Source organism: Chryseobacterium sp. Chry.R1, assembly GCF_039645525.1.
GTDB classification, from domain to species: domain Bacteria; phylum Bacteroidota; class Bacteroidia; order Flavobacteriales; family Weeksellaceae; genus Chryseobacterium; species Chryseobacterium proteolyticum.
In genome coordinates this window covers 4,030,262-4,050,184 of the sequence record NZ_CP151793.1, presented here as the reverse complement: position 1 = coordinate 4,050,184, position 19,923 = coordinate 4,030,262, and the positions used below count along the sequence as shown (strand labels likewise).

The 19,923-nt window shown below is 36.8% G+C and carries 17 protein-coding genes and 1 pseudogene; 8 read left to right on the top strand and 10 right to left on the bottom strand.

Features of this window, described 5'->3' with window-relative positions; translation table 11 throughout:
• The first annotated feature begins 78 nt into the window (after positions 1-78).
• Complete coding sequence (locus tag AAEU33_RS18095; protein WP_172277839.1) at positions 79-1,305, top strand: TCR/Tet family MFS transporter; 1,227 nt, start codon at positions 79-81, stop codon at positions 1,303-1,305.
• 69 nt (positions 1,306-1,374) lie between these two features.
• Here the strand turns inward: AAEU33_RS18095 and AAEU33_RS18090 are convergent, their stop codons facing one another.
• Complete coding sequence (locus tag AAEU33_RS18090; protein ID WP_345989438.1) at positions 1,375-2,316, bottom strand: hypothetical protein; 942 nt, start codon at positions 2,314-2,316, stop codon at positions 1,375-1,377.
• A 223-nt stretch (positions 2,317-2,539) separates the two neighbouring features.
• On the opposite strand from AAEU33_RS18090, the gene AAEU33_RS18085 reads away from it, so the two are divergent.
• The 3 genes from AAEU33_RS18085 to AAEU33_RS18075 are packed head-to-tail and all read left to right on the top strand — an operon-like array spanning position 2,540 to position 4,251.
• Positions 2,540-2,869 carry a twin-arginine translocase TatA/TatE family subunit gene (locus AAEU33_RS18085; RefSeq protein WP_172277843.1) on the top strand — a complete coding sequence of 110 codons (330 nt, stop codon included), beginning with the start codon at positions 2,540-2,542 and terminating at the stop codon, positions 2,867-2,869.
• Positions 2,870-2,872: 3 nt separating this feature from the next.
• A complete protein-coding gene (locus AAEU33_RS18080) occupies positions 2,873-3,439 on the top strand; it encodes a phosphatase PAP2 family protein (protein WP_345989436.1) in 567 nt (188 codons plus the stop codon).
• On the top strand, positions 3,436-4,251 hold the full coding sequence (locus AAEU33_RS18075) for a tetratricopeptide repeat protein (protein ID WP_345989434.1): 816 nt from the start codon (positions 3,436-3,438) through the stop codon (positions 4,249-4,251). Before AAEU33_RS18080 ends, AAEU33_RS18075 begins: the two co-directional genes overlap by 4 nt.
• A gap of 2 nt (positions 4,252-4,253) precedes the next feature.
• On the opposite strand, the gene AAEU33_RS18070 is transcribed toward AAEU33_RS18075, so the two are convergent.
• Positions 4,254-4,727, bottom strand: a complete 474-nt coding sequence (locus tag AAEU33_RS18070) for a 23S rRNA (pseudouridine(1915)-N(3))-methyltransferase RlmH (RefSeq protein WP_345989432.1) — start codon at positions 4,725-4,727, stop codon at positions 4,254-4,256.
• Between the two features lie 159 nt (positions 4,728-4,886).
• Here AAEU33_RS18070 and AAEU33_RS18065 point away from each other — a divergent pair, with 159 nt between their 5' ends.
• The 3 genes from AAEU33_RS18065 (at position 4,887) to AAEU33_RS18055 (ending at position 7,173) form a co-directional block, all read left to right on the top strand.
• Positions 4,887-5,909, top strand: a complete 1,023-nt coding sequence (locus tag AAEU33_RS18065; RefSeq protein WP_273647549.1) for a DUF4421 family protein — start codon at positions 4,887-4,889, stop codon at positions 5,907-5,909.
• A 2-nt stretch (positions 5,910-5,911) separates the two neighbouring features.
• Positions 5,912-6,871 carry a YihY/virulence factor BrkB family protein gene (locus tag AAEU33_RS18060; protein ID WP_345989429.1) on the top strand — a complete coding sequence of 320 codons (960 nt, stop codon included), beginning with the start codon at positions 5,912-5,914 and terminating at the stop codon, positions 6,869-6,871.
• 158 nt (positions 6,872-7,029) lie between these two features.
• Complete coding sequence (locus AAEU33_RS18055) at positions 7,030-7,173, top strand: hypothetical protein (protein WP_172277855.1); 144 nt, start codon at positions 7,030-7,032, stop codon at positions 7,171-7,173.
• A 53-nt stretch (positions 7,174-7,226) separates the two neighbouring features.
• Here the strand turns inward: AAEU33_RS18055 and nhaA are convergent, their stop codons facing one another.
• The 3 genes from nhaA to AAEU33_RS18040 all read right to left on the bottom strand — a co-directional run bounded on the left by nhaA (position 7,227) and on the right by AAEU33_RS18040 (position 11,101).
• Entirely contained in the window at positions 7,227-8,414 is a 1,188-nt protein-coding gene (gene nhaA, locus AAEU33_RS18050; RefSeq protein ID WP_345989427.1) for a Na+/H+ antiporter NhaA, read from the bottom strand.
• A 2-nt stretch (positions 8,415-8,416) separates the two neighbouring features.
• Positions 8,417-10,627 (bottom strand): RelA/SpoT family protein, encoded by a 2,211-nt coding sequence (locus AAEU33_RS18045; protein WP_172277859.1) that lies wholly within the window; start codon positions 10,625-10,627, stop codon positions 8,417-8,419.
• Positions 10,628-10,738: 111 nt separating this feature from the next.
• Positions 10,739-11,101, bottom strand: coding sequence for a hypothetical protein (locus tag AAEU33_RS18040; protein WP_172277860.1), 363 nt, complete (start codon positions 11,099-11,101; stop codon positions 10,739-10,741).
• A gap of 247 nt (positions 11,102-11,348) precedes the next feature.
• Here AAEU33_RS18040 and AAEU33_RS18035 point away from each other — a divergent pair, with 247 nt between their 5' ends.
• On the top strand, positions 11,349-12,611 hold the full coding sequence (locus tag AAEU33_RS18035; RefSeq protein ID WP_345989424.1) for a T9SS type A sorting domain-containing protein: 1,263 nt from the start codon (positions 11,349-11,351) through the stop codon (positions 12,609-12,611).
• A 54-nt stretch (positions 12,612-12,665) separates the two neighbouring features.
• Here the strand turns inward: AAEU33_RS18035 and acs are convergent.
• The 5 genes and pseudogenes from acs to AAEU33_RS18010 form a co-directional block, all read right to left on the bottom strand.
• A pseudogene (gene acs / locus AAEU33_RS18030) lies at positions 12,666-14,582 on the bottom strand (acetate--CoA ligase); the annotation flags it as partial.
• A gap of 42 nt (positions 14,583-14,624) precedes the next feature.
• Positions 14,625-16,523, bottom strand: a complete 1,899-nt coding sequence (locus AAEU33_RS18025) for an AMP-binding protein (RefSeq protein WP_345989421.1) — start codon at positions 16,521-16,523, stop codon at positions 14,625-14,627.
• A 78-nt stretch (positions 16,524-16,601) separates the two neighbouring features.
• The gene (locus AAEU33_RS18020; RefSeq protein ID WP_172277867.1) at positions 16,602-16,967 is read right to left on the bottom strand and encodes a response regulator; all 366 of its coding nucleotides are present in this window, start codon (positions 16,965-16,967) and stop codon (positions 16,602-16,604) included.
• A gap of 9 nt (positions 16,968-16,976) precedes the next feature.
• Positions 16,977-19,676 carry an ATP-binding protein gene (locus AAEU33_RS18015; RefSeq protein ID WP_345989418.1) on the bottom strand — a complete coding sequence of 900 codons (2,700 nt, stop codon included), beginning with the start codon at positions 19,674-19,676 and terminating at the stop codon, positions 16,977-16,979.
• Positions 19,666-19,860, bottom strand: a complete 195-nt coding sequence (locus tag AAEU33_RS18010; RefSeq protein ID WP_306611580.1) for a hypothetical protein — start codon at positions 19,858-19,860, stop codon at positions 19,666-19,668. The genes AAEU33_RS18015 and AAEU33_RS18010 overlap by 11 nt, the downstream gene beginning before the upstream one ends.
• Positions 19,861-19,923: the final 63 nt, after the last annotated feature.

The following is a 19,923-nucleotide window of genomic DNA, read 5'->3' as shown; positions in this document are numbered from 1 at the left end:
TTGATAATCAATTATCATTATTAAATCTTCACAATTTAGAATCATTATACTTCTATATTTCATTAATTTTGCACAATTATGGAAAATTCAAGGAAAAAAGCCGCCATGAGCTTTATTTTTATAACGCTCCTGATTGATATCACCGGATGGGGGATCATTATTCCCGTTGTTCCTAAATTAATTGAGGAACTGATTCATGCAGACATCAGTGAGGCCGCAAAATATGGTGGATGGCTTGGTTTCGCCTATGCGTTTACACAGTTTATATTTTCCCCGGTAGTAGGAAATCTCAGTGATAAATACGGAAGAAGACCCATTATCCTCATTTCGCTTTTTGGATTTTCAATAGATTATGTTTTACTGGCTTTAGCTCCAAGTATCTGGTGGTTATTCCTAGGAAGAATTATAGCCGGAATCACAGGAGCGAGCGTAACCACTGCAAGTGCATACATCGCTGATATCTCTACTGACGCGGACAGGGCTAAAAACTTTGGTCTGATAGGAGCAGCTTTTGGTTTGGGATTCATTATTGGACCTGTGCTGGGAGGTGTTCTGGGGCATTATGGCTCAAGAGTTCCATTCTACGCTGCGGCCGGTTTATGCCTGCTCAATTTTCTTTACGGATATTTTATTCTTCCAGAAAGTTTAGATAAAGATAAGAGAAGAGAATTCAGTTGGAAGCGTGCCAACCCTGTGGGATCATTTAAGTTTTTAGGTAAGCATCCTGAAATTTCTGGATTGATCGTGTCTTTAATTTTGATTTATATTGCAGGTCATGCTGTACAGAGCAACTGGAGTTTTTATACGATGTATAAATTCAGCTGGACGGAAAGGATGGTTGGATTATCTCTCGGAGCAGTAGGATTATTGGTCGGACTTGTACAGGGAGGTTTGATCCGTTGGACAACTCCAAGATTAGGAGAGCAGAAAAGTATTTATTACGGATTGGCCTTGTATGCCATCGGAATGTTATTGTTTGCATTTGCTACAGAAGGGTGGATGATGTTTGCATTCCTTATTCCTTATTGTTTAGGAGGAATTTGTGGTCCTGCACTTCAATCTGTGATTACAAAAAGTGTCCCTTCTAATGAACAAGGAGAATTGCAGGGCGCTTTAACAAGCCTGATGAGTGCTACGGCAATTGTAGGCCCTCCTATGATGACAAACCTGTTTTATTACTTTACCCATGATGAGGCGCCATTTAAGTTTTCAGGAGCACCTTTCTTTTTAGCTTTCCTTCTCATGGCGGTAAGTGTGGTTATTTCATATTATGCATTCGAGAAAAATAGAGAAATTAAAAAGTAAATTATTTTAAATAAAAAAGCAGGATATCATTATTGGTATCCTGCTTTATTTTTTTAGTCTATGTATTGATTAAGGATAAAGGGACTTTGTTCCGTTACTTACGATATTACTTCCCAAACCGGAAAATGATACGGTAAAGTTATTTGAATTAAAGCTTAAAGAACCTGTCGGTGTACATAATCCAAGTGCATATCTGCATTGTCCGTAAGCTCCGGTTCTCTTTAATATTTTGCTTTCGCTTTTTGCTTTTCCTAAACTGATATTGCCCCAATCACTTACATCAGTATTAGATACGGTAGATCCATTATAATAAATCGTGATCTTATATCCGATTTCTCCTCTTTTGGATCCCCATAGCCATTTTGCCGTCCACCATTCTTTATACCACTTCGAAAGTACCTTTGCCTGATTGTCATTAGAGGCTTCTACGTTACTTCCTCTATCCATCATTACCAGGCCTCCTAACACATTATCCCAGATAATTCCGTTGGTATTATAGAAACATAATGAAGTAAATTGCTCTCCCTTATGGTTCCATGTAATTTCAAGTACTTCTGTATTTGGTTTTACCTCCTGAGTAATGACATCCTTCAGGCTTTGTTGGGTAACTGATAGTTCATCTCCTGAATTAAAATTTGTCATTTTGCCTATTTTTACTGATGCCGGGTCTGTGATATTACCAAACGCCACATAAGTATTTTTATCTGAAATGAGGTTTTGGGAAATTGAAATTCCATTTGCATCAGACAGCTTTCTTAAAACTGAAACTCCTGTAATCTGAAGATCATTTTTAAGATATTGTTCCAGATTTTTTTTCGAATCACTCAATTGTGTTTGAACAATATCTGGGAGTGTTTGAGAAGAGGGAGTTAATACTTTTTTCAAATCGGAAACCGATTCTTTTTTTGCGGTATTGTCCTGAAGTACTTCAGTTGTTTCATTTTGGCAGCTTGTTAAAGACAGCACCATTGCCAAGGCAAAAACCTTGAAGGTAGTTACTAATTTTTTCATAAGTATATATTTAATGTTTGTGTAGAAATAAAAATAATGAAAAATATCATATAATTCTTTAATGAGAGAATTAATTATTGATTAATTTAAAAAGACAGGAATATTAAGAGGATTAATAAGCCTGAATTGAAAATATTTAAAGCTTTGAAATGGAAAATCTTAAAATTTGTTTAAATTTTAAGTTTCTACATTATATATGTATAATCTTTTGTAATTTTACCTCATGGAATTAAGCATTGGAGAAATGGCATTGATTGCAGTCGCAATCGTTGTATTATTCGGTCCGGATAAACTCCCTCAGATAGCGCGTGACTTAGGAGCAGGCGTAAGAAAGATGCGTGGAGCGGTAGAAGACATTAAAACCGAGATCATGAAAGAGACGGATAACCCTGTTTCTGAAATCAAACGTGAGATCGAAAAGGTGAAAGATGCTGCTAAAGATTTTAACCCAATGAAGAATATTGAAAAAGATATTCTTACCGAACCTTCTTCTGAGCCTGCAAAGCCAAAGCCTTCTGAAGATGAAACCTATGAAGGACCTGTAAGCAGATAACTGATGGAAGAAATCATTCAGGAAGATAAAAATGTCTTTTTATTTCTCAATAATTTGGGGAATTCTTCGTTTGATCAGTTTTGGATGCTTATCTCTAGTACATGGATCTGGGTTCCGCTTTATATTATTTTTCTGTATTTTCTTTATAAAAATTACCAGTTAAAATCCTTAGTTTTTATTCTTTTATTTATACTTATAGGAACAACCGTGTCCGATCAGGTCGCTGGCATCTTTAAGCATGGAGTACAAAGGTTAAGACCTTGCCATGATCCTTCTCTTGAACATTATATGAGGATCGTAAAATGTGGCGGACAATTTGGATTTTATTCTGCTCATGCATCGAATACTTTCTTTTTAGCTACATATCTGAGTGTTTTATTAGGAAAAAAACTCAGATGGTTTCCTTATGCTATATTTGTATGGGCTGCAGTGGTTTCTTACAGCCGTATATATTTAGGAGTGCATTTCCCGATAGATATTTTGGTGGGGGCGTTTGTTGGACTTTTATTGGGAGTGATATTTAGTGCACTCGCGAAAAAAGTCATCAACAAACAAACGATAACCTCATGAAAAAACATTTATTACTTGTAGTATTAGCATTTACATTTGCTAATCTTTATTCCCAGGACGCAAAAACAGCGGAAGAATGCTTTAAAAAAGCAGATTATAAGTGCGCCGAAGAGCAGTACGCTAAATTAGCCGAAAAAGAACAGATTCAGAAATACCAGTCGGAGTACTACAATAATCTGGGGACTTCCCAAAGGAGATTGGGTAAAACGAGCCTTGCTCTTAAATCGTATGAAGCAGCTCTGCGGGCAAATCCAATGTCGGCACCAGTATATGCTAATCTGGCATCGGTAAACAGCCAAAAAGGAAATAAACAGAAAGCCCTTGAATACATTGATAAAGGATTACAGATTGATGCTGAAAATGTAGATATGTATTTGACAAGGTCTAAAATTTATGACAGCCAGGGAAAGAAAGAACTGGCTATTAAAGATCTGAACCAGATTTTATCTTTTGCTCCGGAAAATATTTTTGCAAGAACGGGATTGGCTAATTTAAAGAAGAATAATGGCGATCTTGACGGAGCATTAAAAGATTATAATCAGCTCATTTCTGAAAAACCGGAGTCTTTGTTATACAACGGACGTGCGGAAGTCTATTTAAAAATGAAAAAACAGAAGGAGGCTTTGACTGATATCAATAAAGCTATTTCCATAGATCCGAAATTTGCTCAGTCCTATGTAACAAAATCTCTGATTTTGTTTGACGGTGCCAAGCTGAAAGAAGCTTGTGTCAATCTGGAGAAAGCTGTTGCTTTGGGATACGAAAAAGCAATTCTTGCAGATCATTTTGCGAAATGTCCTCCTGCCAAGTAAACTTAATCGTTATGATAAGGTTTTCCCTGTAGAATCTGATCTGCACGATATAATTGTTCAACGATAAATAACCGGATCATCTGGTGGGTAAATGTCATTTTAGATAAAGACATTTTTTCGTTGGCTCTGGTATATATTTCCTCAGAAAACCCGTAGGCTCCTCCGATTAGTATGTGGATCTTTTTTACCGACAAATTCATCCATGTATCTATTTTCTGAGAGAATTCCCTGCTGGTAAACTGTTTTCCTTTTTCATCGAGAATAATAACAAGATCATTTTTATCTATATAATTCATAAAAAGCTTTGACTCTTCTTTTTTCAGAAGATCTGAAGAGAGATTTTTGGCATTCTTAACATCAGGAATTTCTGTTATTTCAAAATTCCAATGTTTAGGAAGGCGGGGAATATAATAATTGATCAAAGAATTAATTTCTTTATCATCTGTTTTACCGATACAAAGTAAACTTATTCGCATAGGATATAATCACATTTAGGATGACAAAGATATTCATAAATTAAGGAATTTTCCCTGGTTCCTATGATACATTTTACCCGTCGTTGCCTACCGGTGTAATTTTCCGGTTCATTATCAAGTCTAAAAAAATCTGTATTTTTACGGAGCCAATATCACACGATGAAAATAAAATCTATTCCTTACTTATTTTTATATTTTCCTTTAGCTTCTTATGGTCAGGAAGTTAATGAGTATAATAAGAAGTACAGGGAAGATAATAATACAATTTCTCTCGTTGCAGGCGTAAGCTACCTTAACAATTCCTTTGGACTTCGCTATGAAAGAGAAATTTTCAGGCTAAAACCAAATGATTCTTTTTACACTGAGCTTTTTCTAAGGTACAGATGGCTGGATACCAGTATTTCATTTACACCTAAACTGATTAAAATAAATAATGATGATGATATCAAGGGGAAAACGAAATATTTCAATGTGAATTTTGCTTTTTTCCTGAATCCAAAGCTACGACAAATGATAGGTTATAATCAGATCAAAGGGTTGTATTTCCGGGATACCAGGAAGTATATAGATCTTTTGTTAAATGGTTCAGACGAAAGTATCACGGATGCATATATTCAGTTTCCGGATGCTAATTACAGGTCTTTTAAAGGGGAGACAAGTTATTTATGGGTCGGAAATAAAGAGAACTACAGAAGCTATACTAATATGACTTATAAGCCTGCTAAAAATGATTTTGTCGTTATTACAGGTCTGTTTTATCAGTATAATATATTGAAAGATTCCGATAGGGCAATATACAAGGGAGAAGTGATAGGAAGCGGGGAAGAAGGTTCTGCCACGAAAGATATAAGGCTGGCATTAAGAACAGGTGCAGGAATACAAAGAGTGATCGATAGTAATTGGTATGCGGTGGTTGAATTTTATCCTCAGCTTTATTATTCAAAGCTGATTGATGAAGACTTTCATGAATTTAATATGGGAATGAATTCCAATGTAAGGATCGGATATGATAACGGAAAATGGTTTGTTGGAGCCGGTACTCAGCTTAACTGGGTAAATAGTTCAAATTCGAATTTGTATTCATCTACACAATGGCAATTCAGGGCTGGAATTGGTCTGAGGTTTAATGCGCCACAAATAGTCAACAGAAATTTTGATAAAATAGATAATATCCTGAAATAATTATGAATATAAAAACACCTAATTTTATCCTGAAGATTCAGGAATTCTTAGATGATATCCATATCCCGCTACTGGGAATATCACTGTGGCAAATGTTTCAGATTTATATTTCGGGTATTTTTAAGGATAAGATAGGAAGAAAAGCAGCCGCTATTTCATGGAGCTTTACCATCAGTTTATTTCCGTTTCTTCTTTTCTTGCTTTCCGTTTTACCTTATATGCCGCATTATGATAAGCTTCATTTTTATATTTTTGAAGTGCTGATTCACAATGTTTTCCCTTCCAATATGGAAACTGATGTTAGAGGCTATATTGAGAAAAGTATCATTCCAAATATGAGGGGAATCAGTAATTTAACCATTATTCTTGCCCTGGTTTTTGCTACAAACGGGACTTTTTCCCTTATCAATGGATTCAATGAAAATTCCGAAGAAAAGCTGAGTGACGTAAAAGAGTTTATTCTTTCTTTTTTTATTACCATAGGCTTTATCACCATAGTTTTTTTAGCTCTTTTCGGGGTCTATTATGTAGAAGTAGTTTTAAAACTATTTACACCTATCCATAATGTTTCCTGGCTGGTGAATAACCTTTCTAAGATTATTGGATTTGTATCTTTTCCACTTTTTTATTTTATTTTATTAGCGATGTTTTACTGGTTGGGAACAGTGAAGATTGCCAGATTCAGGCAAGCGGTTCCTGGGGCTATTTTAACGACTGTTCTTTTTGTTCTTACTACTTACATATTTGCTATTTATGTGAAAGATATCGCCCGTTATAATGTTCTGTACGGGTCCATTGGAAGTATGATTCTTTTAATGGTATGGGTAAATGTGAATGTTTATCTGCTATTATTTGGTAATGAACTTAATATGGCTATCAGAAAACTCAGGATAGAAAAATTACTGGCTGATGAACTCCGAAAAGAAGTGCATGCAGATCATTCCCCGAACGAAAAAGACTAATCTGAATTCTCTTCAATCAATATTGTATTGATTCAGCTAATATTTTATTTATGGGTCAATTAAAAATACCTGATTATATTTTTTCGTATTCATTTTTATGGTAATTTAGTGACTAGTAAGAATTTGAAATTCTTGTACAAATACCAAATTAATTTATTATGAAAAACATCAAAAAATTAACGAGAAACGATTTGAAAATCGTAAAAGGAGGATTAGCATGCAGAACCGGGGATGATTATTGTCCGGGAACGACCTACTGCTGTAACGGACTATGTAAGATATCCACTTACATTTGCCCGTAATACAATAAAAAAGAGCACTGAAAGATGCTCTTTTTTATTTTTATAGTTAGCAATTATTCATCACTATCGTCGTCGATAAATTTATTCTTTTTAGCACTTAGGCTTAATATAATTACGCCTAAAATAGCTGATAAAAACGATGCAATCAGGATTGCAAATTTGGCTTCATCCTGGATTTCAAATTGCTCCTTAAAGGATAGTAATGCTATAAAAATAGACATCGTAAAACCAATTCCTGCAAGAAAGCCTACCCCCAGCATATGCGACCATGTGCTATTGTGTGGAAGTGAACTTATTCTAAGTTTAATGGCAATAAATGAAAATAAATTGATCCCGATTAGTTTTCCCAGGACTAAACCACCGATGATCCCTAATCCCAAAGTACTTATCAACCCTTCTGCCATTCCGCTGTGAAAGGCAATATTGGTATTTGTAAGTGCAAATATTGGCATGATTAGAAAGCTTACAGGTATATGAAGATGATGCTCTAATTTTTCCAAAGGAGAAATTTGAACATTGGATGCATTGGTAGGAATAGACAAAGCCAGTAATACTCCTGCGATGGTAGCATGAATTCCTGAATTGTGAAGAAAATACCACAAAAATAATCCAGGGATAATATAGAAAATAAGCCTCGTCACTTTTAAAAAATTCAAAAGAAACAAGAAAGCGACAATTCCGAAAGAGATCAACAAATACATCCATTGAATCTGATCTGTATAAAATATGGCGATAACTAAAATCGCTCCCAGATCATCAACAATAGCCAGAGCAGCTAGGAAAATTTTAATGGAATTAGGAATTTTACTTCCTAGCATGGAAATCAACGCAAGCGAGAAGGCTATGTCTGTAGCCATCGGAATTCCCCATCCATTGCTGAATTCTGTTCCTGAGTTGAATAGGGTATAAATGGTTGCGGGAACAAGCATTCCTCCGACTGCCGCAAAAATCGGAAGAGAAGCATTTTTAAAAGATGAAAGCTCACCTTCCACCAGTTCTCTTTTTATTTCGAGGCCTACCAAAAGGAAAAAAATAGCCATGAGACCATCATTGATCCAGATATGGATCGGATATTTCAAGTGAAAAAGATGAGTGCCTATTTCATAGTGGAGAAAATTCTGAAATCCTTCTCCTAAGCTCGAGTTAGCAATTAATAAAGAAATCGTTACACAAAAAATAAGGATGATACCTGAAGATTGACTGCTGTTGAAAAATTTTTTAAAATAAATAGATAAATTCATGCCTATGATTGTAATCGTCTCACCCTTGAAACTCCGTTAATATTTTTAAGTTTTTTAAAGGTTTCTTCCAATTGACCTTTATTTTTAACCTCAAGAATAATGTTACCCATAAAGACGCCATTATTGGATTCTATGGAAAGACTTTTCATATCCATTCCCATAGTGCCACTGATTACGGCGGTAATGTCGTTAATCATTCCCATCCGGTCTAAACCTTCAATTTCAATTTTAACCCTGTTTTTAAAGCTCTCAGCATTAACCCATTTGGCTGGAATAACCCGGTAATCATACTGTGCCCTCAGGTTAATAGCATTCGGACAATTATCACTATGCACTTTTATACCGTCTGAAATCGTAATGAATCCAAAAATTTTATCTCCCGGTATTACAGTACAGCATTTTGCATAACTATAGTTTAACTTTTCTTCGTCTTTTCCAAAGACGATCATGTCCAGGTTTTGCTCCTTTGGTTCTTCATAATGAACGTTTTTGGAAGGAGATTTTCTGAATCTTGAAAGTAAATTATTGAATACATTTTTACTTTCGATGTATTTTCTAAGACTGCTTACATCCAGTTCATTGCTCTGGAATTTTAAAAACAGTTCCTGTGATGTTTTTAAGTTGAAAAATTTCTGAAGTTTATTGACTTCCTCATCATTAAAATTAATTTTAGCATGACGAAGCTTTCTTTGTAAAATTTCTTTTCCTTCTTCTACCAGCTGATTTTTTTGTGAATTAAGATAACTCTTAATCTTGGATTTTGCCTTGGAAGTAACTACGAATTCGAGCCAGTCCGATTTAGGCTTTTGATTCTGGGAAGAAAGGATATCTACCTGGTCTCCGTTTTGAAGAACATATGAGATTGGAACCAGTTTTCCATTGATCTTGGCTCCTAGGCATTTCATACCCAAATCAGAGTGTACAGAGAATGCGAAGTCCAGTGCCGTAGCGTTGGTTGGCAGAATTTTGATTTCTCCTTTGGGAGTAAAAACGAAAACCTCTTTAGAATATAAATTGAGTTTGATGTTATCCAGAAGTTCGGAGGTAGAAAGATTCTGTTGCTGTTCTAAAACATCCCGGATTTCTGTTACCCATCTTTCAAAATTTCTGTCCTCACTGCTTTGCTTGTATCCTTCTTTGTATTTATAGTGTGCGGCTACCCCTTTTTCAGCGATTTCGTCCATCCTTTCTGAACGGATCTGTACTTCAATCCATTTTTTATCCGGTCCAAGGACAGTAAGGTGTAAACTTTCATATCCTGTAGAACGGGGCTGTGTGATCCAGTCACGCATTCTTGAAGGGTTACTGTGGTATACATCCGTTACGATTGAATAAATTTTCCAGGCCAGGAACTTTTCATTTTTTGCATCTGATTTGTAAATGATCCTGATGGCGTAATTATCAAATACCTCCTCAAAAGAAACTCCTTGTTTGAGCATTTTCCGGTAAATGGAAGAAACTGCTTTTGCACGGCCTTTTATACTGAAATTTAATCCTTCCTCTTTGAGCCTTTCGGAAACTTCTTTTTTGAATTCTTCAATGTATTTTTCCCGGTTTTCCTTGGCTAGTTCTAATTTTTCAGTGATCTCATTGAAAACTTCCGCATTATTATACTTTAATGAAAGGTCTTCAAGCTCGGATTTAATGTTGTATAATCCCAGACGATGGGCCATGGGAGCGTAGATGTACACGGTTTCAGAAGCAATTTTCTTTTGCTTATCCGGGGCCATGCTTTCCAGTGTCCGCATATTGTGAAGGCGGTCTGCGATTTTAATCAGTATAACCCGGAAATCTTCCGATAGTGTGAGCAGTAATTTTCTGTAGTTTTCAGACTGTACGGAAATGTTCTGATGATTCATGATGGATATTTTGGTTAATCCATTCACGATATTGGCTATTTTTTCCCCAAAGATCTTCTTGATATCTTCGTAGGTATAGTCGGAATCTTCAATCACATCATGCAGCAGTGCACAGGCTATTGATGTAGCTCCAAGACCTATTTCCGTTGCAACAATTTTAGCTACGGCAATAGGATGGTAGATATAGGGTTCTCCGGATTTTCTCCTTTGATCTTTATGGGCATCTAATGCAATATCAAATGCCTTTCGGATGAGTTTATTGTTTTCTTCATCCAAAGTCCTGTAAGTATTAGAAATCAGGTCTTTATATCTTGCCAGTATTTCTTTGTTCTCCCGTTCTAAGTCGTAGCTCATTTGTGTAAATCCCGTATAATTAAACGAAAATACGAAAATTTTCCCAGTTGTCAATGACAAAAAATCCGCAGAAAGATCTGCGGATTTCCGGTTATTAGATTTTAGTTTTTATTAGAATTTTACTTCTGAATCCATGCCATTGCTTGAGCCCTTGATTTTAACGTCGGGACTGTTATGGATTTCAGCTTTATTTCGTGCGTCAATATATCTTTTTATGTTATGGTAGTCTGCTTGTTCTATTCCCATATTCTCAAATAAATAGGTTTTTACCACAGCATTTTTATTAAAAACGTTCCTGGCATTATCTGCCTGATCTGTATCTTTTACTGCAACACTTGCAAGATATTGTGAATTTTGATGGTCGTTGAGATAAACAATATAATCTGAATCTCCGAAGCCTGAGCTTTCCAGGTCCGTTTCAAGCTTCTTATAATCACTGTGAGATTGAAATAATCCGGCTAATATTTTTGTCATGATCGTGTGTTTTAAATTTGTACTTAAAGGTAATAATTAAATTTCAAATTATTTGAATAAAATTCAATAAAATTTGATTTATATTGTTTTATCTATAATTAAATGTTAAAATATTTGATGATTTCTATCAATCAAATGTTTGAACTTAAAAGTCCGTTAGTCGTTGATAGACAGTATCATGAATTATTAAGAAGTTTATTGTACACTTATCTCAAAAACCTCAAATTTGTTTTTAAAATTAATACCTATGAAAAGAATTTTATTGACTCTTATTCTATCATCATTCTTTCTGCAGGCTCAGCAATATAACTGGACCGCGTTCTCTTATCCTCCGGGAAATGGGGGAGGGCGGTATGATGATGTGTTTTTTCTTAATGAAAATTTAGGGTGGGCGGCCCGGGGCGGCAACGGAGCTGTTTTTAAGACAACAAATGGTGGTACCAGCTGGACACAGCAAATTGTGAGCACGACACCCAATGAATACTATAGGAATATTGAATTTTTAAATGAAAATGTAGGTTTTCTGGGGACATTGAATAACAATTTTTATAAGACAACAGACGGCGGAGTTACATGGCAAAGAGTTAATAATATTTCGCCATACCCGCAAGGAATCTGTGGTCTGGATTGTGTGGGCGCATCTACTGTGTACGGTTGCGGAGCATGGTTTTATCCTGCTTATATTATCAAATCAACAGATAGCGGTACTACATGGCAGTATATGGATATGTCCGCGTATGCTACCGCCCTGGTAGAAATTACTTTTATCAATGAGAACGTTGGTTTCGCATCCGGAAGTGATGATGACGGTGCGGTTATTCTTAAGACGACTGATGGAGGAGCAAGCTGGACAAAAATATATAACAGTAATATTCCTTTTGAGTACGTTTGGAAAATGCAGCTTCTGGATAATAATAAAATATTCTGCTCTATTGAAGCAGAATCTCCTAACACAGGAAGGTTATTGAAATCTTTAAATGGCGGACTTACCTGGGAAACAAAGGATTTTCCGGATACTTTTGTTCAGGCTGTGGGCTTTACTTCACCAGACCATGGGTGGATGGGTGGTCATAATACAGGATTTTATGAAACCTTTAATGGTGGTGAAACCTGGACGGACACAGGAGTAGGCGGTACTTTGAATAGGATATTTTTTGTTAACAGTAATGTGGCATATGCTGCTGGTACCGGTATTTATAAAATGACTGTCGGTAATCTTGCAACGCAGGAAACTACCAGAGAGAATCAGGAAAGGAAACTTCAGATCGATGTAGCTCCCAACCCTGTTAAAGACAAGCTGAATCTCAGTATTCATTTTTTACATTCCGATTATATCATTATCGGGCTGTATGACACATCAGGAAAGTTCATTACAGAAATTCTGAAAGATGATATCAGTGGGAAAAGGCTGAAAAAATATTCTTTGGATTTTCATTATCCTAAAGGGAATTATCTGCTTAGTGTACATTCCAACCTCGGTAGACAAGCTATAAAAATTATCAAAGAATAGAGTTGATAAAAAAAGGCGCAGGTAAATCCTGCGCCTTTTTATTAATGATAAAGATTAGTCTATTCTTTCATTTTTAATTTCGTCCACAATTTCCGGATTTAATAACGTAGAAATATCTCCAAAGTTGCTGAAATCTCCTTCGGCAATTTTTCTCAAGATCCTACGCATAATTTTTCCTGAACGTGTTTTTGGCAATCCTGAAACAAATTGTATTTTATCAAGTTTAGCGATCGGTCCGATCTGATCGGCAATAAGCTGGTTGATCTCTTTTTTAAGGTTTTCCCTTTGTCTGCTTTCTCCGGTTTCTTTTAAAACAACATACCCGTACAAAGCATTTCCTTTGATATCATGAGGATATCCCACAATTGCAGATTCGGCAACAGCAGGATGCTGGTTGATGCTGTCCTCAATAGGAGCCGTACCTAAATTATGTCCGGAAACAATGATTACATCATCTACCCGGCCTGTAATTCTGTAATATCCAACTTCATCTCTTAAAGCACCGTCTCCAGTGAAATATTTTCCGGGAAAAGCGGTAAAATAAGTTTCTTTGTATCTCTGGTGGTCACCCCAGATGGTTCTTGCAATTCCAGGCCATGGAAAACGGATACAAAGATTTCCCGTTACCTGGTTTCCTGTGATTTCATTCCGTTTATCATCCATCAGCACCGGTTGAACACCAGGTAAGGGGAGCGTTGCATAGGTAGGTTTGGTAGGCGTTATAAAAGGTAGAGGAGAGATCATAATTCCTCCTGTCTCGGTCTGCCACCAGGTATCCACAATAGGACACTTCTTTTTACCCACATGGTCATTGAACCAATGCCATGCCTCGTCATTAATGGGTTCTCCTACTGACCCGATCACTTTTAATGAACTAAGGTCATGTTTATCTACCCATTCGGCACTTTCCTTGGCCAGGGAGCGAATAGCAGTTGGTGCTGTGTAAAACTGGGTGATTTTATGCTTCTCAATAACCTCCCAGAATCTATCCGGTTCAGGATATGTAGGAACACCTTCAAAAATAACTGTAGTGGCTCCGTTTAGCAAAGGCCCGTAAAGGATGTACGAATGTCCCGTGATCCAGCCGATATCTGCAGTACACCAATAGATATCATTTTCCTGGTAATTGAAAATATTTTTAAAAGTATACGCGGTATAGACCATATATCCCGCACAGGTATGGAGCATTCCTTTTGGTTTTCCGGTAGAACCTGAAGTATAAAGAATGAAAAGGGGATCTTCGGCATCCATTATTACCGTAACAAAATCAGGAGAAGCTTTTTCATAGAGTTCAGACATCCAGTGATCTCTGCCTTCCTTCATTTTGATCTCATTGTTTGTTCTTTTAACGACCAGGACATTTTCAACCGTAGTTGTTTTTTCAAGAGCTTCATCAACGATACTTTTAAGGTCTAGCACTTTATTTCCTCTGTAGCTGCCATCGGAGGTAATTACTAATTTCGCTTCACAGTCATTGATCCTTGAAGCTACTGCATTGGCTGAAAATCCTGCAAAGATTACTGAATGTACCGCTCCTAATTTTGCACAGGCGAGCATTGTGATTGCCAGTTCAGGGATCATAGGAAGGTAAATGCATACACGATCACCTTTTTCAATGCCCATATCCCTTAGGACGTTAGCCGTTTTGTTAACTCTTACGTACAATTCACTATAAGAAATATGCTCAGCTTTTTCTTTAGGATCGTTGGGTTCCCAGATAATAGCCGTCTTATCTCCTCTTTCATTCAGGTGCCTGTCGATGCAGTTTTTGGTAATATTTAATTTTGCGTTCTTAAACCAGGTGATTTTTGCCTCGTTCATATCATACTTAACTACCTTACTCCATCTCTGATACCACACAAAATTTTGATCGGCTATTTTATCCCAGAATTTTTTAGGATTTTTAATAGATTTTTTATACTCTTCAAAATAATGTGGTAAATCTTCTATTAAGTAATTTCTCATATCCCTTTTGTTTTTGAAATTTGAATTTTATTGATATTAAATGTATGTCTAATTTGTGAATTTTGCCCTGTAATTAACGATTTTTTCTTGTATTTCCTCAATGATCTGATCGTCGTCTATCGTTGAGGGAACCTGAAATTCTTTTCCATCCAGAAGCGTCCGGATAAGTTTTCGCAGGATTTTACCTGAGCGTGTTTTGGGTAATCGTTTTACAACCATGGCATTCTTTAAGAATGCGACTGCTCCTATCTTCTCCCGTACCATTCGTACAATGTCTTTTTCAAGATCTTCCTCTGAAATCGTGGAACCGTTTTTTAATACTACAGTGGCAAAAGGAACTTGTCCTTTCAGCTCATTATCGATTCCTACTACGGCGCATTCCGCAACTTCCGGATGGGAAGCGACAATTTCCTCCATTTCCGAAGTGGAGAGCCTGTGTCCTGCAACGTTGATAACGTCATCCACTCTTCCGGTGATGAAAAAATATCCGTCCTCATCCTGTATGGCTCCGTCTCCGGAGAAGTAATATCCTTTATATTGTGATAAGTAGCTGTTCTGAAAACGTTCTTCATCTTTCCATATTCCGGAAAGTGCACCTGGAGGCAGGGGAAGTTTGATCACCAGGTAGCCTTCCTGATGAGGATCGAGTTCAAAACCATTTTCATCGAATATTTTAATGTCATACCCCGGAATAGGCTTTCCTGCTGCTGCTCTTTTAATGGTATAATGATGATCAAAAGTCATCAGTCCCAGCATCGGCCAACCCGATTCCGTCTGCCACCAGTGATCAATGGCGGGTACTCCAATTTGTTTACTAAACCAATCCAGGGTAGCCACATCACACCGTTCGCCTGCCAAAAATTGCTTTTTAAAATGCGATAGATCGTATTTTTTGACGAGCTCCCCGTCCGGATCTTCTTTTTTTATGGCTCTGATGGCTGTAGGAGCGGTAAACATGGCGGAAACCTTATATTCTGAAATGATGCGCCAGAAAGTTCCGGCATCCGGAGTCATAATTGGTTTGCCCTCAAAAATGATAGTCGTGTTTCTGTTTATTAAAGGTCCATAAACGGAAAAACTATGTCCCACCGCCCATCCGAAATCGGAAGCAGCCCAATAGGTTTCTCCAGGCTCAATACCATAAATATATTTCATTGAGAACTTCAGGGCTGTTGCGTAGCCTCCCGTATCTCTTGTTATTCCTTTGGGTTTTCCTGTTGTTCCTGAAGTATAAAGAAGATAGAGTGGGTGGGTAGATTCCACTGCAACAGGAGAAACCGGGGAAGACTTATGGGTGAGTTCTTCATAATCGATCAGGCCGTCAAACATCTCATCTTCATTATCAACCAGTTTTCGGTTGTAAACAATGATGTGATCCACTTTGTCCTGAGCCAGCTCAATTGCTTTTTCTACCAATGGCAGATAAGGAATTCTTTTGGCGATTTCTACTCCTGCAGTAGCGGTAATCAAAGCTTTAGGCTTGCAATCATCAATTCTTACCACAAGTTCATGCGGGGCAAATCCTCCGAAAACAACATTGTGAATTACTCCAATCCGGGCACAGGCCAGCATTGCAAAAAGGGTTTGTGGGATCATCGGCATATAAATTACAGCGGTATCTCCTTTTTTTAATCCTAAAGAAGCAAGTCCGCCGGCAAATTTTGAAACCTCTTCCTGCAGTTGCCTGAATGTGTATGTTTTTTTCTGGTCTGTAACAGGAGAGTCATAAATGATAGCGATCTGATCTCCAAAACCATCTTCAATATGTTGATCTATACACAGATAAGACATATTAAGCTGCCCATCCGGATACCATTCCGGATAGCGGTCTGTATCTCCCGAAAGAATTTGTTGAGGAAATGTATACCAGCTTATTTCCCGGGCTTGTTCCTTCCAGAAATTTTCTTTGTCTTCGATACTTCTTTTAAATAAATCTTCTGCATTCATATTAATAATAGTATTTCGTGTTTTTTTTGTTTTGTGATAGTCCGCAGTCTTGTATCTGGCTTCTCCAAGCTTTTATTCTCAGTTATCCAATAATTCCTCAATCTGCTGTATCAGCTTCTTGATAGAGTAAGGTTTTGTAACATAGGCATCAGCTCCCATTTCGAGGCCTTTTTCAATGTCTTTTGGGTTGTTTTTGGCACTCAGGAAAATAACTTTTGTATGTTTCAGCTGTTCCTGTTCTTTAATAGCTTCCAGGGTGCTGTATCCGTCAAGATTCGGCATCATAATATCCAGAAGGATAACATCAGGAACCATGGTTTTAAGAAAATCCAATACCTCAGTACCGTCTCTGGCGATGAATACGTCATAGCCGTTTTTTTTGAAACTATATTCCAGGGACATCAGTATTTTATGTTCATCATCTGCAATGATTATTTTTTTCATAATGTGTTTTTAATACTGTTCGACTTCATCTTTTTTATATATATTTTCCGGAAGGCTTATGGTAAATATTACTCCTGAGCTTTTGTTTTCAGCGTAGATTATACCTCCGTGGGCCTCAATAATCTGCTTTGAGATGGCAAGCCCAAGCCCGCTTCCTGTTGGTTTTAAAATATTCTGATTTTTGGACTGATAAAATTTATTAAAAATCATCTCCAGATCATCTTCAGGAATTGGTTTACCCGTATTGAAGATAGTGATATTTAAGGCATTTTCATTTTTTAAAAAACGGGTTTGTATCTCTCCCTGCTCATCTGCAAATTTCAAAGCATTTCCAAGGATATTCTGAAACAATTGGATCATTCTTGCTTCATCGTATTCAAATACACTTTCTGTGAGAAGATTGGTTTCACTAACCTGGATATCTTTCTGCTGGATCAGGTGAAGGATAGGATTTAATGCCTTCCTGTAGGTTTCTGTGATGTCGTTTTTCTTTATCGTAAGGGCAATTTCTCCATGTTCCAGCTTATCAAGATAAAGAATGTCATTGATGATCTCACTTAAACGATCGGATTCCGTAATAATATTGTTTAAAAATTCTCTTTTGATGTCCGCAGGGATATCATCGTCATCGGCTAGAATCTCTCCCGCAGAACGGATGGCCGTGATAGGAGTTCTCAGTTCATGTGCGACGGAATCGAGGAAATCGTCCTTTTGACGGTCTTTAATTATTAAACTTTCATTAGCTACGGTAAGTTCTTCAGAAAGTTGTTTAAGTTCTTTGGATTTTTCAGTCAGTTTTTTGTTGAGTGTAATATTCTCTTTTGATTCTTCGAGGATGTTCAGAACTTCCTTTAAAGAAATTTTATCTTCTTTCGTTACACCTTCGATGAGAATCTTGGCAGAAGCGGTTCCTATTCTTCCTGCCAGAAGGTTTTCAGAGAATTTTATAAACCTCGAATCTGCTGTTTCGGTTTGAGAATCGATGTTGTATTTTAAATTAAATATCCGCAGTGCCTGTTCTGTTTTCTTTTTTCCTAAAAATCGTTCCAGGATGTTTTTTATATCCGAAACATAAGCCGTACCCCGCCAGATAAAGGCGTTTTCATGGTTTTGAATATATTTATCAACATCCACATACAGCTCGGCAAAGTTTCGTTCCCTGTAATTTCCTTTTACGCTGACTGAAATTGTAGTAAATAGCCCGGTGTTTACTAAGATTGACCAAAAGAAAATTTCCGGGATCTTACTTAAATAAGGGATCTTGAAAAAATCAAAAAGAGTATACATCTCTCTCAATACTCCTTTGAATTCCTGATTGTAAGAAAAATAATACTGTGGGATAATCAGACCGAAATAACAAATGGCCAGCCCGGCAAGAAGCCCCACCACTGCACCTTTATAGGTTCCTCTTCTCCAGAATAAAGCTCCGAAAAAGGCAGGTGCCAGTTGGGCAATAACAACAAAAGAGATCAGGCCCACTGAATCCAGGGATGTTTTAAGGATAAAATACTTGTAAAAGGCAAAAGCCATTATGATGAGGGCAAAAATACTTATCTTCCTGATATTCGTTATGCTTCTTGTGTTTTGAATTTCATTTTCAGATTTAAATTTTCCCAGTAAACCGTAAGGAATGATGAGGTTATTGGAAAGCATGATGGATAATGTGATCGCAGATATAATGATCATTGAAATACAAGAACTCAGTCCTCCAAGGAAAACAAATACTGTGATTAAAGTGTTGTCAAAATATTGAGGGATCAGGATCGAATAGAATTCAGGATTTACATTCTGTCCGTTAAATAAAAGCCTGCCTCCCCAAGCAATTGGAAAAATGAAAATGGTAAAAATTAAAAGATAGAGAGGGAAAAACCAAATGGCGGTTTTGATGTGTTTTTCCTGTCTGTTTTCTACGATGGCTGTATGAAACTGTCTTGGAAGGATACAAATAGCTGTTGCAGAGATTATACATAAGATCATCCAGTTCAAAGCACCTTCAATACCATTGAATGTATTCTTTTGTTTGAAATCTTCGAATTTGCTTGCCTTTTCATAAATATCTGAAAATCCGTCAAAGGCAAAATAAATCACAAATAATCCAAGGATGATAATGAAAAACAGCTTTAGAAAACTTTCCAGGGCAATAGCGGATATGATTCCAAGGCGCTTTTCTGAAGCATCCACATATCTTGTTCCGTAGTAGGAGGAAAATAAAGCAATCAAAACCACTACGAAGGTTGCATTATCGGTTAAAATATTTTGAGATACCGGAGTTTTCGTAACCAAATGGAAGGTTTCTGATATGGCTTTAATCTGTAAACCTATATAAGGGACGATTGCTAAAAGGCAAACGATGGTAATAACGGCACTAAAGCTTCTGCTGTTTCCGTAGCGCAGCGAAATAAAATCGGCGAGACTGCTTATTTTATTGATTCGTGAAATTCTTACGATTCTTGTGTTGATAAATATCCATGCAGGAATAATGACAATAGGTCCTACGTAGATCGGAAGATAGTTGAGCCCGCTAGTGGCAGCAACACCTATACTCCCGTAATAAGTCCAGGCTGTACAGTATACTGCTAAGGATAACGCATAGATGTAAGGATTGTTGATCCATAACTTGCTTTTTTTCTTTTCTGCCAGGTGGGCGACAACAAATAGAAGGGCCAGGTAAAGCAGGACAACAACAAATAAAGCAAAACTACTCATCATATTTTTTCACGATTATAAACGATATGATGATCGAAATCATCCAGACGGCGAAGATGTAGATCAAAATCACGGGATAGCCAAAAGTATCTTTTTCACTGTTGAATAACAATGAAATAGGAATGCTGAAGAGAATGACTAATCCAATGCTTAGTATGATCAGTTTTTGTTCGTGTCTTTTTTTCATACATGATGATGGATAAAAGACAATTGATGAACAGATCCTTTGTACAGATTGTTCATCAATTAT

What these genes read in the sequence shown, in the direction of transcription:
- AAEU33_RS18020 (WP_172277867.1), bottom strand. Translation starts at nt 16,967, where the DNA reads ATGAAAAAAATAATCATTGCAGATGATGAACATAAAATACTGATGTCC.
- AAEU33_RS18080 (WP_345989436.1), top strand. Translation starts at nt 2,873, where the DNA reads ATGGAAGAAATCATTCAGGAAGATAAAAATGTCTTTTTATTTCTCAAT.
- AAEU33_RS18085 (WP_172277843.1), top strand. Translation starts at nt 2,540, where the DNA reads ATGGAATTAAGCATTGGAGAAATGGCATTGATTGCAGTCGCAATCGTT.
- AAEU33_RS18045 (WP_172277859.1), bottom strand. Translation starts at nt 10,627, where the DNA reads ATGAGCTACGACTTAGAACGGGAGAACAAAGAAATACTGGCAAGATAT.
- AAEU33_RS18055 (WP_172277855.1), top strand. Translation starts at nt 7,030, where the DNA reads ATGAAAAACATCAAAAAATTAACGAGAAACGATTTGAAAATCGTAAAA.
- AAEU33_RS18015 (WP_345989418.1), bottom strand. Translation starts at nt 19,676, where the DNA reads ATGATGAGTAGTTTTGCTTTATTTGTTGTTGTCCTGCTTTACCTGGCC.
- AAEU33_RS18035 (WP_345989424.1), top strand. Translation starts at nt 11,349, where the DNA reads ATGAAAAGAATTTTATTGACTCTTATTCTATCATCATTCTTTCTGCAG.
- AAEU33_RS18025 (WP_345989421.1), bottom strand. Translation starts at nt 16,523, where the DNA reads ATGAATGCAGAAGATTTATTTAAAAGAAGTATCGAAGACAAAGAAAAT.
- AAEU33_RS18070 (WP_345989432.1), bottom strand. Translation starts at nt 4,727, where the DNA reads ATGCGAATAAGTTTACTTTGTATCGGTAAAACAGATGATAAAGAAATT.
- AAEU33_RS18090 (WP_345989438.1), bottom strand. Translation starts at nt 2,316, where the DNA reads ATGAAAAAATTAGTAACTACCTTCAAGGTTTTTGCCTTGGCAATGGTG.
- AAEU33_RS18010 (WP_306611580.1), bottom strand. Translation starts at nt 19,860, where the DNA reads ATGAAAAAAAGACACGAACAAAAACTGATCATACTAAGCATTGGATTA.
- AAEU33_RS18095 (WP_172277839.1), top strand. Translation starts at nt 79, where the DNA reads ATGGAAAATTCAAGGAAAAAAGCCGCCATGAGCTTTATTTTTATAACG.
- AAEU33_RS18065 (WP_273647549.1), top strand. Translation starts at nt 4,887, where the DNA reads ATGAAAATAAAATCTATTCCTTACTTATTTTTATATTTTCCTTTAGCT.
- AAEU33_RS18060 (WP_345989429.1), top strand. Translation starts at nt 5,912, where the DNA reads ATGAATATAAAAACACCTAATTTTATCCTGAAGATTCAGGAATTCTTA.
- AAEU33_RS18075 (WP_345989434.1), top strand. Translation starts at nt 3,436, where the DNA reads ATGAAAAAACATTTATTACTTGTAGTATTAGCATTTACATTTGCTAAT.
- AAEU33_RS18040 (WP_172277860.1), bottom strand. Translation starts at nt 11,101, where the DNA reads ATGACAAAAATATTAGCCGGATTATTTCAATCTCACAGTGATTATAAG.
- nhaA (WP_345989427.1), bottom strand. Translation starts at nt 8,414, where the DNA reads ATGAATTTATCTATTTATTTTAAAAAATTTTTCAACAGCAGTCAATCT.